Origin of the sequence: Paraburkholderia sp. MM6662-R1 (genome assembly GCF_050436245.1) — a bacterium.
GTDB classification, from domain to species: Bacteria; Pseudomonadota; Gammaproteobacteria; order Burkholderiales; family Burkholderiaceae; genus Paraburkholderia; species Paraburkholderia tuberum.
This window is the reverse complement of sequence record NZ_JBNDLV010000001.1, coordinates 2806216-2821037: the sequence shown is the minus strand read 5'-3', so window position 1 is coordinate 2821037 and position 14822 is coordinate 2806216. Positions and strand designations below refer to the sequence as shown.

Below are 14822 nucleotides of genomic sequence, written 5' to 3'. Positions count from 1 at the left end.
CCGATTACCCGGCGGACGAAACGAGGCCCGATATCAGGACTGGTTCGCGATGTCCTTACTCGAGTTCGACGAAAGATTCAGCAAACCATTGCTCTGCGCATACTGGAATAGTTGGGAGTCGCGATCGATTCCCAGCTTGCGCATGGCCGCGTTTTTTTGTGTGCTGATCGTCTTGATGCTGCGATTCAAACGCTCCGATATTTCCTTGATCGTCATACCCGATACGAACAGGCGCACGACTTCGAGTTCGCGCCGCGACAGCTTCGAGTCGTCGCGCTTGCCGGCTGAATTGACCCGCAACCCATCGAGCACCGCCTTCACCGACGGACTCATATAGGCCATCCGACGGCCCACGTGTTGTACCGCAAGCGCAATATGGCTGAGATCGTCCGATTTGTTCACGACCGACGTCACGCCAAGTTCCTTGAGCCGTTTGAGCAATGCGGCGTTCTCGAGCATGGTGAGCACGACGATCGGCAGATCCGGGAAATTGCGGCGCAAATAGTCGATGAGTTGCAAGCCGTCGCCGTACTGACCGCCCGGCATGGCCAGGTCGGTGACGAGCACGTCGCATTCGGTGGATTGCAACATTTTGATAAGTTCAGTCGACTGCCTTGCGCGCCCAACGACTTGCATACCGGGAAATTTGAGCAGCGCATTTTCAGCGCCAAACAGAATAACCGGATGATCGTCTGCCACCACGACCCTGAGTGAAACTTGCATCGTCCTCCTCTGGACGGATAAACCGGTCTCCACAACTTCTAACACTGCTTTTGACGCTCGCTATTTAAACGAGTCAAATGCAGTAAGGGTCGCGCGACAACCCCCTTACTATAGCTGATTTCCTGTCTGCGAATTCCGCGGCACGCGAACATATTGCGTCGCAGAGCTAATCAGCGCTGATGTTAGACTTGATTCGACCTTGGGGCACAATTCAGGACAACGACAGTCGCGAGGACCCGCGCCTCGCGCCCTTACAGGAGAACCGGCATATGCGCATGCGTTGCCTGGTTGTTTCGCTGGCTTCATCTTGGCGGCATCGATCGCTCGCCGTCGGCGCGATGCTCGCGCTATTCGCAGCGCATAGTGCGGGTGCGCGGGCCGACGAGCCGTTCACGCTGACGAGCGCGAGCGTGCGCGCGGGCGGCACCGTGCAGAATGCGCAGGTGTTCGACCGGAACGACTGCAAGGGCGGCAACCGTTCACCGCAGCTCTCATGGCGCGACGCGCCGGCCGGTACGCGCGGCTTCGCGATCACGATGTTCGACGAGGACGCGCCGGGGCGCGGCTGGTGGCACTGGGCGGTCGCGGGCATCCCCGCCACGGTCGACAGCCTGCCCGAGAATGCGAGCTCGTCCGGTTTCCTGCGCAAGCTCGGCGCGGTCGAAGCGCGCAACGACTTCGATACCGACGGCTATGGCGGTCCGTGCCCGCCGCCCGGCAAACCGCATCGCTATATCATCACCGTGTACGCGCTGAACTCGGCCGATCTGCGTCTCGCGCAAGGACGTCCCGCGTTGATGTTCGATCACGAGATCCGCACGGCCGCGATCGGCAGCGCGCGGCTCGAGGTCAATTACGGGCGCTAGTGGCGGCCATCGCGGTCGTGATGGGGCGCCGCCGCGCCGCATCGCCTGGCTTGCGCCGCTCGCCTTCCCGATCGCTTTGCTGGAGCACTTCATGTCGAAGATCGTCATCGTTTATCACAGCGGCTACGGCCACACGAAGAAGGTCGCCGAAGCCGTCCTCGCGGGCGCGCTGGAAGCCGGTGCGCAAGCAAAGATGATGCCGGTCGGCGACCTCGACGACGCCTCGTGGGACGAACTCGCCGCCGCCGACGCGCTGATCTTCGGCGCGCCGACCTACATGGGCGGTCCGTCGGCCGACTTCAAGAAGTTCGCCGACGCCAGTTCGAAACCGTGGTTCGCGCAGGCGTGGAAAGACAAGATCGCAGCCGGCTTCACGAACTCGGCGACGATGAACGGCGACAAGTTCTCGACCATTCAGTACTTCGTCACGCTGGCGATGCAGCACAGCATGATCTGGGCCGGCACCGGCATGATGCCGTCGAACACGAAGGCCGCGACGCGCAACGATCTGAACTTCGTCGGCGGCTTTACCGGTCTGCTTACGCAATCGGCGGCCGATGCGTCGCCCGACGAAGCGCCGCCGCCGGGCGATCTCGAAACCGCGCGCCTCTTCGGCGCGCGCATTGCGGGCGTCACCGCGCGCTGGATCGCGCCGCACGGGTAGCGGCGCGCGGGTAGCGGCGCGCGGCTAATGGCTGAACGGCGCCGAAACGACGTCGCGGCTCATCTGCGGTTCATCTTCGGTCATCAGCCCGCATTCGCCGCGCAACGGGTCACGCCAACGTCACGTTGTGCGCGCATCGTCGTTTTTTCGCGCTGCACCGCACGGTTGCGGCGATGACGTCTTAAAATAACGTTCCGGCGCGGCGTCGCGCCCCGTTTCCAGCGAGTGAGATCGAGATGAGCACGAAAGTTTTTGTCGACGGACAGGAAGGCACGACCGGCCTGAAAATTTTTGAATACCTGTCGCAGCGCGCCGACGTCGAAATCCTGCGTATCGAAGAAGCGAAGCGCAAGGACCTGGACGAGCGCCTTCGTCTCATCAACGCGTCGGACGTCACGTTCCTGTGTCTGCCCGATGTCGCCTCGCGCGAGTCGGCCTCGCTCGTCGAGAACGACCGCACGGTGCTGATCGACGCGAGCACCGCGTTCCGCACCTCGCCCGACTGGGCCTACGGCCTGCCCGAGCTGGCTCGCTCGCAGCGCGAACGCCTGCGCACCGCCAAACGCATCGCCGTGCCGGGCTGCCACGCCTCGGCGTTCGTGCTTGCGATGCGCCCGCTCGTTGAAGGCGGCGTCGTCGCGCCCGAGTTCGCCGCGCACGCCTATTCGATCACTGGCTACAGCGGCGGCGGCAAGAAGATGATTGCCGACTACGAAGCCGGCGGCAACGACAGACTCAAAAGCCCGCGCCCGTACGCGCTCGGCCTCACGCACAAGCACCTGCCGGAAATGGCCGCGCATACGGGCCTGAAGTCGGCGCCGATCTTCACGCCGATCGTCGGCGACTTCTACAAGGGCCTCGCGGTCACCACGTACTTCTCGCCGGGCCAGCTCGCGAAGAAGACGACGCCGCAGGACGTGCAGGCTCAGTTCGCCGAATACTACGCGGGCGAAGCGTTCGTGCACGTCGCGCCGTTCAACGCCGACGCGAGTCTCGACAACGGCTTCTTCGACGTGCAGGCGAACAACGACACCAACCGCGTCGACCTGTTCGTGTTCGGCAACGAAGAGCGCTTCGTGACCGTCGCGCGGCTGGACAATCTCGGTAAGGGCGCGTCGGGTGCGGCGATCCAGTGCATGAATCTCGCGATCGGCGCGGCCGAAGACACCGGTTTGAAACGCTAGGCGAGTCGACCCGCATCCGCGGTGCCACGAAAAAAGCCGGTCTTTGCAGACCGGCTTTTTTTGTTTTAAAGCCCGCTCATTGCATTACACTGCATTGTTTTCCGCCAGCAGCATGTCGCACGGCATAACTCGCGATCTGGCCATGGCTATTGCCACAGCACCTTTTCTTATTGCTTGCGGCGGCGGCAAAGCCGACAATCCGGGCCCCGTCACACCGGCGCAATGCGCGGGCGCGAGTTGCGGTACGCAAGGCGCACCGACGCCCAGCGCTAGCACCGCGACGCTGTGCGCCGGCAGCGGCGAAATCGTTCAGTTGAATATCGACGCGACCGCGATGACCTACACGCTGAAGTGGCTCGAGTCGCCGATTCCGCTCACCAGCGCGAGCGTCGCCGTCACACGCAGGGGCACGCAGATCACGGGCGCGGTGATTCACCCGCCCACCGGCATGCTGCCGACTGCCGAGCAGACACGCTGCGCGTTCATCCTCGGCGCGGGCACCGGCACCGCGTCGGACGGCACGACCTACACGACGCCCGACTTCGTCGACAACCCGAACGCGCCGATGATCCTGATCGGCAAGTGCGTCGCGGGCGGCGGGATTCCGGGCGCGACGATCCAGTATGCAGGCATCACGCTGCTGCCCGGCGTTCCCGCCATCGGCGCGGTCAACAAGCGGCACTTCGACTTCTATCCGTTCCTCGGCTTCGCGAGCACGACGACCGACATCACGAAGCTTGCCGGCACCTACAACGCGCTGCTGTACCACCTGTCGCCGACCGCGAACTACGAAACCGTCGCTACGAACGCCGTCGAAACCTTCGACGCGAGCGGCAACTGCACGTCATCGAGCGTGGCCGGGTGTCTGAGCACCGGTAACCCGTTGACGCTGAACAGCAACGGCTATTTCGACAGCGCCAACCCGCCGCAGATCGTGCCGGGCACCGGCGCCACCAGCAATCCGCTGCGCACCGGCAAGTACGGCACCGCGCACATGATCCTCGGCCAGCTCAACGGCGCGACGGTCCCGCTCGTGGTCCGCACCGGCCTCGTCGACACGAGCAACCTGATCTCCCCGCAGGTCGACGACGAATCCGGCATCGCAATGCTCGCCGCGGCGACGCCGCTCGCCTCGGGCGGCTTCGACGGCGGTTACGTCGGCGCGGATTCGAACTTCAAGTACACGGCGACGCTGGTCCAGGGCGCGGCCGCGACATTCATCAATCCGTCGACGTCGGCCGCGGAAAGCTCGGTCGGTCTGAGCTATGGCGCGTCGAGCCCCGGTCTCGTCAACGTGCGGGACGGCACCGGCAACACCGGTCTCGCGATCGCGTCGGGCGGACTGTACGCGACCGTGATTCAGGGCGAAGAAAACGGCGGGATCACGTCGACGTCGGCGAATGCGGATACGCCGAGCGCGCCGTACTTCGGCATCGGCGCGCAGATCAGCAAATAAAAGCAACAGGCACCCGCTGCGCGCAACGCGCAGCCGACCCGCGCGGCTCAGTGCAGGACACATGAAGCAGACGGTGGCCGGAATGGGAGCCGGCGACGGACCGATGACCGAAACGCGGCTGTGCCCTGCGTCGCTCGACTACGGCACGGTCTTCACCGGTGGCGGCGGAGACGGTGAACTCGTCAAACTGCAGCTCGATACGACGAAGATGACGTGGCAGATCAGCTACATCCAGTCGCCGATTCCCGCCACCACCGGCACCGTCGCCCCGACGCGCGCGGGCCAGTTCGCGAGCGGCTCCCTGACCCAGGAAACGCGGCTACCGACCAACAAACTGAACCAGTGCGCGTTCCGTCTGAACGGCGCGAGCCTCGATGCGAGCCGGCCGGCGCGGATTTTCGTGGGCGAAGGCGTCGTCGTCGTGGGCGCCGGTGTTCAACGCGGGCCTTGCGTACAACATCACCGTGCACTGGGGGCTCGTTGCGTCGGTCACGTATATCCCGCTGAAGACGACGTCGTCGGTCATCATCAAGGCGGCCGATGGGACGGAGCTTGGCGTGTCGAAGGCGGATCTGCGCGCAAACCCGATCATTTCCTTCCTGGCCGTCTCGTATAAGTTCTGAATTTGATTTTCCGCGGTCGCGGCGCCGCTTTGGGCGCGCGGCGAATTCCGGGCAAAAAAAAGCCCACCTAGGTTGGCGGGCTGAATCCATATCAGAGGAGACATGGAGGAGACAAGACGAACTATAGCAGACCGCTTGGTGCGTTGCAACATGCAAATTAGGGTTGACCCTCAATGTTGCAGACATACAACGGTCACATGGGTACGGCTCAGTTTTCCCTGGTCTGCCGACACGCGCGGTGCTTAGTGCCTCACCAGCGCCATCATCGCGCCGAAACCGACGAACACAGGATCGGGCGGCTATTATGCCTTGCCGCCCAGCGCGACTCATGCGGCCACGCTGCGTCGATCGCTCGCGTCCGGGGATCGACAGCGCCGTCAGCGGCCGGCCCGGCGCGTCGCGACCTGACCCAGCACCGCGAAATCCTTCTCGCCGTCGCCGTGCGCGATCGCCTCGATCAGGCTGTCGCGAACCACGCTCGCGACCGGCATCGGCGTTGTCACCGCATCGGCGGCGGCGAGCGCGAGGCGCACGTCCTTCAGTCCCAGACGCGCCTTGAACAGCGCCGGCTCGAAGCGCTGCTCGGCGATCAGCTTGCCGTAGCCCGAGTACACCGGTCCCGGAAACAGGCCGCTCGTGATCACGTCGAGAAAGTCCTGCATCGCGAGGCCGTGGCCCGTCACGAGCGCGGCCGCTTCGCCGAGCGTCTCGATCGCCGCGCCGAGCATGAAGTTCGCGGCCAGCTTCATCACGTTCGCCTGCTGCGGCAGCGAGCCGATGCGCCAGGTCTTCTGGCCGAGTGCGTCGAAAATCGGCTGGATCCGGTCGATCGATTCGGCCGGGCCCCCCGCGACGATCGTCAGCTTGCCCGCGGCCGCGACATCGGGCCGCCCGAGCACCGGTGCGGCGACGTAATGCACGCCGCGCGACGCGTGCGCGGTCGCCAGTTCCTCGGCGAGCGCCACGGAAATCGTCGCCATATTCGCGTGGATCAGCCCGCGCGGCGCATGTTCGAGCAACGACGCGGTGATGACTTCGCGCAGCGCGGCATCGTCGGCGAGCATCGAGAACACGGCGTCGCCCGCAAACGCTTCAGCCGGCGTCGCGACGACTTGCGCGCCCAGCCCGGCCAGCGGCTGGGCCTTTTCCGGTGAGCGGTTCCACACGCGCACCTGGTGCCCGGCTTTCAGAATGTTTGCAACCATCGCGGCGCCCATCTCGCCGAGACCGATAAAACCGATGTCCATCTATCGCTCCGTCTTCTAAAGAACCCGAAGTAGAGCACACTCATGCGACAAGCGCAGGACAACGCGCAACCCGAGCGGTGCGATACTGCAGGCATGGTCACCGCGACATTCCGCTTCTACGAGGAGCTGAACGACTTCATCGCCCGGCCGCTGCGCCGGCGCGCGTTCACCTGCGTCTGCGCGCGCGGCGCAACGACCAAGCACATGATCGAAGTGCTCGGTGTGCCGCATACCGAGGTCGAGCTGATACTGGTGAACGGCGACTCGGTCGGTTTCGATCATCCGCTCGCCGACGGCGACCGCGTCGCGGTCTATCCGAAATTCGAGGCGCTCGACATCCAGCCGCTGCTGCGCGTGCGCGAGCGTCCGTTGCGCGTGATGCGCTTCATCGCCGATGCGCATCTCGGCGGCCTCGCGCCGCTTCTGCGGCTTGCGGGCTTCGATACGCTGTACGACAACCACTTTCCCGACGCCGATATCGAGGCGCTCGCCGCCGCGCAGCAGCGCATCGTGCTGACGCGCGACCGCGAGCTGCTCAAACGCCGCAACATCACGCATGGCTGCTACGTGCGCGCGCTGCGGCCGCGCGAGCAGTTGCGCGAAGTGTTCGAGCGGCTCGACCTCGCGCGCAGCGCGCAACCGTTTCGGCTATGCCTCGTATGCAACGCGCCGCTGCGACGCATCGCACGCGAGGAAGCCGGCCCGCGCGTGCCGCGCGGCGTGCTGCAGCGGCACAGCCGCTTCGTGACCTGCGATGTATGCGGACGCGTGTTCTGGGAAGGCACGCATTGGCAGAGGATGCGCGCGTTGATGGACAGCGTCTCCGCCGGCGCACCGGACCGTGTCGGCTGACGCCCCGCGCTTGCGTACAATGCGGGTTGATCTATTTGGCAGAGGCCTTTCCGATGATGAAAAAAACCGACCTTGAAAAGAACAAGGCGCTGAAACTGGGCAACGCGATGAAACAGGCGACCGCGAACCGCGGTGGCAAGAACGCGGCGACCGAGCCGAAGATCGACCGGCGCGAGCAGCGCAAGCTCGATCAGGCGCAAGGCCTCGTCCCGTTTGCGTGCAAGCTCAACGGCGAGCTGGTGGAGGAGCTGAAAACGCGCGCTGCCAGTCATCCGGACGGCCTGAACGGGCTGCTGGATGAAGTGATCCGGCGCGGGCTCGCGGGCTGATCTTCCCGCGCGCAAAATGCGCCGCAACAGCAAAAAGGCCAGAGCGCGAGCTCTGGCCTTTTTGCTGGCAACGCATCTGCCGCCACCGGCTGCACCGACCGGCAACCGGTGCGGCGCAGCGCTATGTCGCGCCCAACGAGCGCGCGTTGGCTTAGTTCTGCACGCCCTTGTCGTTCGTGCCTGCTGCCGAAGCTGCGGCGGAAACGTGTGCCTTCTTGCCGTGGGTCTTCAACTGCTTGACGTGGTGCTTCTTCGGTGCGCTTGCTGCTTCCATAGCAGCGGCACCCGATGCCTGCGCGAAAGCCTGAACGGAAACGAGTGCGATCGAAGCGGCTGCGAGCGAGACGATAACTTTTTTCATGTGTTGATCCCCAAACCAGACGACTGAGTCAATGTGAATGAATACAGCTGCACGGTAGAGCGGCTGGACTTCGAGGTGCCTTGTGCTCCCCGCGGGAGAGTATTACCCAGGCGTAGGCGGTTTGTCATGCGCAAAACTCGATATGTATTTTCCGGGAGACAGCCTGCTTTCAGCGTGCTTTCATCTACCTGCAAGGCGCACCAAGGACCCTACCAGGTCCCCGTGAAGCCGCCGCCCGCGCGCCTCGCCGACCGCTTCGCGGCGCTCAAACCAGGTTCCGCAGCAGGCTCGCGGTCTCCTGCAGCGCCGGCAAAACGCGGTGCAGCGCGGCGTTCGCCGACTCCTCGCCAATCGGCATGCTGACGCTGATCGCCGCGACCACCGTACCGTGCCGGTCGCGCAGCGGGACCGCGACGCCGCGCACACCGATCTCGAGCTGCTGGTCGGTGACCACGTAGCCGTTGCGGCGGATTTCGCCAAGCACTTCTCTGAGCCGTTCGACGGTCGAATAGGTGTACGGCGTGAAAACCTTGATCGGATACGACGCGAGCCACGGGTCGATGCTGTCGGGCGGCTGGAACGCGAGCAGCACGAGCCCCGCCGACGACAACGGCGCCGGCGCGCGCGAGCCGGTCACGAAGCCGACCGCCATCGCCCGATTCACGCCGTTGCGCGCGACGTAGACGACGTCGTGTTCGTCGAGGATCGCGACCAGCGCGGTTTCCTGCACGGTCGCGGTGATCCGTTGCAGGAACGGCTGCACCGTGCGCGGCAGCCGCGCCGAATCGAGGTAAGACTGGCCGAGCCGCAGCACGCGCGGCGCGAGCCAGAACAGCTTGCCGTCTGTGTCGACGTAGGCGAGCTCGCGCAGCGTCAGCAAATAGCGGCGCGCAGCCGTGCGCGACAGGCCGGCGCGCGCGGCGACCATCGTTGGCGTCATGCGCGCGTGCTCTTCGTCGAATGCTTCGATGATCGCGAGCGCCTTCGCGGCGCCCGCGATCCAGTCCTTGTCGTCCATGTCGTTTGCTCGTGGAAGGAGCGGGGGATCGCGGTCCGGTCCGCAAGTCGCTTGATCACCGCGATCCGCAGGCCGGCGACCGCACGGCCGTTGCGCGATTATCGCGCGACTCGCGGGCTTTGCCTGCCCCACGCGCGACGCCCGCGTATCATGTGAGCGATTCCTTACCGGCTGAGCACCGCGTGGCGCGCCTGCGCGGCTTCCCAGCGCGATCCCAAGACAAATCAGAAGAAATCTTGCATCCCGATACCCGCCAACACCTGCGCGCGAACGTGCTGATGCTGATCGCCGCGATGATCTGGGGCTCCGCGTTCGTCGCACAGCGACTGAGCCTCGATACGATCGGCCCGTTCCTGTTTACCGGCTTGCGCTTTCTGCTCGGCGCGCTCGTCGTGCTGACGATGATCGTCTGCGTGCGCCGCGCGGCGCTCGGCGAGCGGACGAAGCGCGCGCCCGGCGGAGCCCGCGAACTGCTTGGCGCGGGCGGGCTGCTCGGCGTCGTGCTGGCCGTGTCGATCTCGCTGCAGCAGATCGGCCTGCAGTACACGAAGATCGCGAACGCGGGCTTCATCAGTTCGCTGTATGTGGTGATCGTGCCGCTGCTCGGCGTGCTGTTTCGCCACCGGACTGGCCTCGGTACGTGGCTTGGCGCGCTACTGGCGGCCGTTGGCATGTACTTCCTGAGCGTCGACGAGCACTTTTCGATACTGTACGGCGACTGGTATCAGCTCGCCGGGGCGCTGGTGATTTCCGCGCAGATGATGCTGGTCGGCCGCTTCGCGGCGCGCCACGACACGCTGATGCTCGCACTCGCGCAGTTCGTGACCTGTGGGCTCGTGTGCCTGTCGATCGGCCTTGCCATTGAACCCGTTAGCGCCGCGGTAATTGCGCGGGCCGCGCCGACGATCGCGTACGGCGGTGCGTTATCGGTGGGCGTCGCGTATACGATCCAGGTGGTCGCGCAGCGCCACGCGGCGCCCTCGCATGCGGCGGTGATTTTCAGCATGGAAGGCGTGTTCGCTGCGTTTGCGGGCTGGCTCGTCTTCGGCGAAACGCTGACGACTCGCGCGTTGTTCGGCTCTGCGCTGATGCTCGCGGGATTGATCGTGTGTCAGATACTGCCAGGCTGGAAACGCGCCCGGCAGCGTGCGCCGCAGGGGATGTGATTTACAGCGTCATAAAACGATTCGACGCCAACGCTCGGTGCGCGGATGCGCGCCGACAGGCGTCTTGCCCCTTCGCCCAACTATGCCGCGCGCGGATGAGCGAATAGGCTCGGCGTATCGGCGGTTGGCGGAAACACGCACCAGCAGCCGTCGTCGTGGCGAAAGAAGAACAAACCCCGCCCGCCCTGTTCCGACGACGTCTCCACCCGCACATAGCGCCGCCCGCCCGCGCGCGTGCGGCTGAACTCCGTCACGTGAACCGGCTCGGCCGGCGATGGCGAAAGCCACTTCTCGACCAGAAACCGCAACGACTGTTCGCTCGCGGCTCTCATGATCTGCCCCGGAACAGCTTGCCGCGCTGCGCATCGCGCGTGGACTCGGGACTGTCGTCGTCGCGAGCGGCGTCGCCGTTCTCGGCGGCCTCTGCGGCTGCCAGCGCCATCATCCGACTGGTCGCGACCGCGCGCAACGAGCTGCAATGGGCCGCATGTCGAAGGTCGGACAGAAGACGGACTAGCTGTCGTGCTGATCTGCGTTTCATACATCCCCCGCACTGCACCAGAAACCTCACAAAGCACTTTAACTCTATGCCGGATTGTTCGTTGGGCAAATGATTTTGACCAAATAGCAACAGTCGCGCTTGCAATAAGAAGGCGCGCAATCTTCGTACCGCGTTATCAATGTGCGCGTTCGGTGGGCGGAAATCTGTGCGTTGGCGAGCCCTTCGCGTCGCGCGAAGCGTCGATGCGGGAGCAACGGGAAGTGTCGGTCGAGGCGTGGTTATCCCCAGCGACCTCTGAATAACTTCGGGATAGCGCGACGAACAGCCTGTGCGCGAAATCTTGATAAAGATCAGGGTCGGCTAACGGTGTTCGAACTTATCCCAGTTATGTAGTTTTTCTACCGACGTGTTCCGCAGGGTTATAGGTTTCGCATGATGTTGAAGCGGCGCGACATTTGCGACTTATCCACAGAATCGGTTAACCCTTGTTAACTACTACTACGTATGTATACGTATCAAGTAAACACCATAAGGTGAATATCACTGCGCGCCTGAATCAGAGGCTGATCGGACCTTGATCAGCCTCGATGCGAAAGCCGCTGCGCCGCTGTCACGGCACCAGAGGCGCCGTGCCGCTCGCGGGATCGATCGCTGCAGCCTGGCCAATTGGGTCGGCGGGCTGGACCGGCGAGGATGTCGACGGTGTCGTCAACGGAACCGGTGCGGGCGCGGTTAACTGCACTGGCGCGGGCGCTGACTGGACCGCCTGAGCCGCAGCTGGTGGCGTCACGACGACAGGCTTGTCGGTCGTCGGTTGGGCGAGCGCTGGTGACGTCGTCTGAACCGGCACGGTCGGCGTCGCTCGAACTGCAGTGGAGGTGGTCGCCGCTACCGGCTCGGGCACCGGCTCAGGGATCGTCAGTTGAAGCGGCGCTGCTACCGGCATCGGCAGCGTCCGCGTCTCGATCGGGCTGCTCGTCACCGGCTGCGTGCGCACGACCGTCTGCAAGTAATGATCGACGAGACCGAAAAAGCGGTCATAGAACTTGCCCGACGGAATCGTCTCGCTCGAGATCTTCACCATCGCGTCGCTATTCGAGCGAATCGGCAGCGACAGCGAACCGAGCACGCTGAGCCCGACGCTCGCCGACGTATCGCTCTTCTTCAATGCGAAGCCGTTCTGCACCGCGTTCACGTACACGATGCTGGTATCGGCCGCCTCTTCGCCGGGCGTGCACACGACGTGAAATTCGACGACCACGTGCGAATCGCCGGTCGGCTGAAAATTCTTCGTGCCGTCGACGGTATCGGGACGCGACATCGTCGTCAGATAGCCTTGGCTCAGCAATGCGCGGCGCGCGGCTTCGCAGCTATCGCCCGTACTCGAATTGAAATTGCGCGCGTACGGGCTTGCGCCGGTTTCGAATAGTTCCTGAGTGAATTCGGGTTGCGGCGTGCTGCTGCATGCCGTGAGCGCGACCAGCCCGAACAGGGCCGCGGCGGTGGTGCGGGAAAAGGGGTTCTGCATGATCAGTTGCGAGAAGCGCCTCGTGAGCGCGAATGGAAATGCATTGTAGAGCGGGCAGCGTCACGTGCGTAAAAAGCGTGCAAGGTGCAGCCCGGACCCTATTACAGCGGGAAACAGGGCGTCAACTTGAAGCACGCCGCCGCGCCCTCGCAGTGCATGCGGGCGAAAATGCGAAAGAAATCGCGCGCGTGCCTAGTTCGACGTCGTGCGCGTCGAGCCAATCGTCGCGGCCGAAGTCGACCCAGAGGTCGCGGCCGACGATGCCCCGGCTGCCCCGCTCGCGGCGGGTGCCGCGGATGCAATGAGCGCCGCCGGCACGCTGAACGCGTCGGCCCACGGGTTCGCGCTGGCGCAACGATCCGCCTCGCACGACGCGGCCCGCCCAGCGGCCCCGGAAGCGCCGTCAGCGGGTGTCGCAACCGCCGCGAAATCCTCCACGCGCAGATTCACCTTCTGCGCATAGGCCTTCGAGCCGCCATAGCTCTTGAGCGCGGTATTCAGATCGCCGTTCGCCGAGCGCATGTAGCCGTACAGAATCGCCGAGCCCGCTTCGATGTTCGCACCCGGCTCGGTCAGATCCTTCACGTTGCGCAGCAGGCCGCGGTGCGCCTGCGGCACGACCTGCATCAGCCCCGTCGCGCCATTGGCGCCGCGGGCTTTTTCCTTGAAGCGGGATTCGATCGAGATGATGGCGAGCAGCAGCGCCGGAGGAAGGGAGTATTTGTTGGCGGCGGATTGCACCGCGTCGGAGATCTTTTGAGCCTTTTCTTTGCCCACACCGAACTTCTGCGTCAGGTACGCCGATATTCGGTCGCTGTTTTCGTCGGCCGCCGCGGTTTGCGCGAGGCCGAGCGAAAGCACGATCAGGCAAAGTAACCGGCTCATAGTGGACGTCGGAGGAAGCAAAGATCCGCGCATTATAGCGCCGCGGCGTCGGGCGGCGCCTTTCCTCGGCAATTTTTGTCTTTTAAATCAAGGGTGAGCGGAACTCGCCCCGCTTTCCGATGCGTTCATTTGACCGCTTTTGACTTCAGGTCATAGCCGTCGCTCAGCGTCGCGAGGAATGCGGCGACGTCGTCGATATCACGCTCGGACCAGACCGGACGCTCGCCCGTTTTGCGCGTCAGCGGCTCGTCGGTCATATCGACGTTCACGCGCAGTGCGACCGGCAGATCGTTGAATTTGTCGACTTTGCCGTGCGCATCCCTTGGATACCACTTGTCCGGGTTCGTATCGCGTTGCACGTAGAAACGCAACGCCTCTTTCAGCGTGTGGAAGCGACCGTTGTGAAAAAACACGTGACGCGTTGCGGTATTGCGCAGCGACACCGACTTGAACAGTCCGCAGTTCAGCTTGTCGCTCTGATCCGTACGCAATGGTCCGCACAGGCCCATGTCGAAATACTTCGGATCGGCGTTGACCTTCAGTTCAGCGTTGCGCGGCACGCCAAGCGCCTGAAAGTTGAAGTCGGTGAAAAGCGGATGAGCGCCGTTCACGCCCGACTGGTCGATATGACAGGATGCGCAATTGCCGCCGGCGGGGTCGTCGAACAGTTTTTTGCCGCGTAGCTCTTGTGCAGTTAGTTGCACTTTCCCGTCCAGGTAGTAGTCGAACTTGCTCGTGTACGGATGAAAACTCGGGTCTTCGAGCTCGAAGCGCTCGATCGCGTACATCGCCTGGGTGAACGCCTTGGTCGGATCGGCAAAAATGTTCTGGCCGAATACTTCCTTGAAGCGCGCAGCGTATGGCACGCGCTGCATCTTCGCGAGCAATGCGGCCGGATCCTTGTTGGCCATCTCGTTCGGATTGAACAGCGGGAAGTTCGCCTGATCGTGCAGATAGTTGAAGCGCCCGTCCCAGCCGAAGCCGCCGACCGGCGCGTTGTCCGTTTCGCTGAGCCGCTCGGACAGGCTCGCCGCCTGCGCATGCGTCCAGATCGGCGTACGGTTCAGCACGTAGCGCAGGCTCGGCACCGCGCGTGTGCCCTGCTGATGCAAGTCCGTGCCGCCCAGTTGCGCGGCGAGACCGTTGGGCGGCCCGTACGCGTGCTCGGGACTGTGGCAGCTCGCGCACGACATCTTGCCCGAGGCCGACAGCGCCGGATCGAAGAACATCAGTTTGCCGAGCGCGGCGGCGTCGCTATAGACGGGCTTCGCATCGGCGGATGTCGGTGTCGCATTCGACGCAACAGCGGGCGCCGCACCGGCGCCCCCCAGTAACGCGCCGCCCATCAGGGCGGCGAGCGCTATCCGACGCGCGCTCGCGCGCGCCGTGAATCGTATGACAGAAGACAGCATCGAGTC

Annotated in this window: 15 protein-coding genes and 2 pseudogenes; 9 read left to right on the top strand and 8 right to left on the bottom strand. The window is 64.2% G+C overall.

The genetic code is table 11. The features are described 5' to 3' along the window. Positions 1 to 33: 33 nt before the first annotated feature. Entirely contained in the window at positions 34 to 723 is a 690-nt protein-coding gene (locus OKW39_RS13285) for a response regulator (protein WP_429562863.1), read from the bottom strand. Positions 724 to 992: 269 nt separating this feature from the next. Here OKW39_RS13285 and OKW39_RS13280 point away from each other — a divergent pair, with 269 nt between their 5' ends. The 6 genes and pseudogenes from OKW39_RS13280 to OKW39_RS13255 all read left to right on the top strand — a co-directional run. After that, positions 993 to 1589 (top strand): YbhB/YbcL family Raf kinase inhibitor-like protein, encoded by a 597-nt coding sequence (locus OKW39_RS13280; RefSeq protein ID WP_429562862.1) that lies wholly within the window; start codon positions 993 to 995, stop codon positions 1587 to 1589. A 91-nt stretch (positions 1590 to 1680) separates the two neighbouring features. Next, a complete protein-coding gene (locus OKW39_RS13275) occupies positions 1681 to 2253 on the top strand; it encodes a flavodoxin family protein (RefSeq protein ID WP_429362791.1) in 573 nt (190 codons plus the stop codon). Positions 2254 to 2489: 236 nt separating this feature from the next. Further along, positions 2490 to 3437, top strand: a complete 948-nt coding sequence (argC, locus tag OKW39_RS13270; protein ID WP_429562861.1) for an N-acetyl-gamma-glutamyl-phosphate reductase — start codon at positions 2490 to 2492, stop codon at positions 3435 to 3437. Positions 3438 to 3549: 112 nt separating this feature from the next. Beyond that, positions 3550 to 4893: a DUF2957 domain-containing protein gene (locus OKW39_RS13265; RefSeq protein WP_429562860.1), complete on the top strand. Its 1344-nt coding sequence runs from the start codon at positions 3550 to 3552 to the stop codon at positions 4891 to 4893. A gap of 61 nt (positions 4894 to 4954) precedes the next feature. Next, a pseudogene (locus OKW39_RS13260) lies at positions 4955 to 5338 on the top strand (DUF2957 domain-containing protein); the annotation flags it as partial. Continuing rightward, positions 5298 to 5516, top strand: a pseudogene (locus tag OKW39_RS13255) (OmpW family outer membrane protein); the annotation flags it as partial. The pseudogenes OKW39_RS13260 and OKW39_RS13255, both read left to right, overlap by 41 nt. A gap of 377 nt (positions 5517 to 5893) precedes the next feature. Here OKW39_RS13255 and OKW39_RS13250 read toward each other — a convergent pair. Beyond that, complete coding sequence (locus OKW39_RS13250; protein ID WP_184034705.1) at positions 5894 to 6763, bottom strand: NAD(P)-dependent oxidoreductase; 870 nt, start codon at positions 6761 to 6763, stop codon at positions 5894 to 5896. A 93-nt stretch (positions 6764 to 6856) separates the two neighbouring features. Here OKW39_RS13250 and OKW39_RS13245 point away from each other — a divergent pair, with 93 nt between their 5' ends. Together OKW39_RS13245 and OKW39_RS13240 are read left to right on the top strand one after the other, a co-directional pair. Continuing rightward, positions 6857 to 7615: a Mut7-C RNAse domain-containing protein gene (locus tag OKW39_RS13245; protein WP_184056392.1), complete on the top strand. Its 759-nt coding sequence runs from the start codon at positions 6857 to 6859 to the stop codon at positions 7613 to 7615. A 53-nt stretch (positions 7616 to 7668) separates the two neighbouring features. Next, complete coding sequence (locus OKW39_RS13240) at positions 7669 to 7944, top strand: hypothetical protein (protein ID WP_018418694.1); 276 nt, start codon at positions 7669 to 7671, stop codon at positions 7942 to 7944. Positions 7945 to 8095: 151 nt separating this feature from the next. On the opposite strand, the gene OKW39_RS13235 is transcribed toward OKW39_RS13240, so the two are convergent. Beyond that, positions 8096 to 8305 (bottom strand): hypothetical protein, encoded by a 210-nt coding sequence (locus OKW39_RS13235; protein ID WP_429335429.1) that lies wholly within the window; start codon positions 8303 to 8305, stop codon positions 8096 to 8098. Between the two features lie 265 nt (positions 8306 to 8570). Beyond that, entirely contained in the window at positions 8571 to 9323 is a 753-nt protein-coding gene (locus OKW39_RS13230) for an IclR family transcriptional regulator domain-containing protein (protein WP_429562859.1), read from the bottom strand. A gap of 236 nt (positions 9324 to 9559) precedes the next feature. On the opposite strand from OKW39_RS13230, the gene OKW39_RS13225 reads away from it, so the two are divergent. After that, positions 9560 to 10489 (top strand): DMT family transporter, encoded by a 930-nt coding sequence (locus OKW39_RS13225; protein WP_429562858.1) that lies wholly within the window; start codon positions 9560 to 9562, stop codon positions 10487 to 10489. 80 nt (positions 10490 to 10569) lie between these two features. Here OKW39_RS13225 and OKW39_RS13220 read toward each other — a convergent pair whose 3' ends face one another. The 4 genes from OKW39_RS13220 to OKW39_RS13205 all read right to left on the bottom strand — a co-directional run bounded on the left by OKW39_RS13220 (position 10570) and on the right by OKW39_RS13205 (position 14816). After that, positions 10570 to 10821 carry a hypothetical protein gene (locus tag OKW39_RS13220; protein WP_184056386.1) on the bottom strand — a complete coding sequence of 84 codons (252 nt, stop codon included), beginning with the start codon at positions 10819 to 10821 and terminating at the stop codon, positions 10570 to 10572. A 780-nt stretch (positions 10822 to 11601) separates the two neighbouring features. Beyond that, entirely contained in the window at positions 11602 to 12519 is a 918-nt protein-coding gene (locus tag OKW39_RS13215) for a DUF2242 domain-containing protein (protein ID WP_429562857.1), read from the bottom strand. 192 nt (positions 12520 to 12711) lie between these two features. Beyond that, positions 12712 to 13404: a lytic transglycosylase domain-containing protein gene (locus OKW39_RS13210; protein ID WP_429562856.1), complete on the bottom strand. Its 693-nt coding sequence runs from the start codon at positions 13402 to 13404 to the stop codon at positions 12712 to 12714. Between the two features lie 125 nt (positions 13405 to 13529). Further along, on the bottom strand, positions 13530 to 14816 hold the full coding sequence (locus OKW39_RS13205; protein WP_429562855.1) for a cytochrome-c peroxidase: 1287 nt from the start codon (positions 14814 to 14816) through the stop codon (positions 13530 to 13532). Positions 14817 to 14822 lie beyond the last annotated feature (6 nt).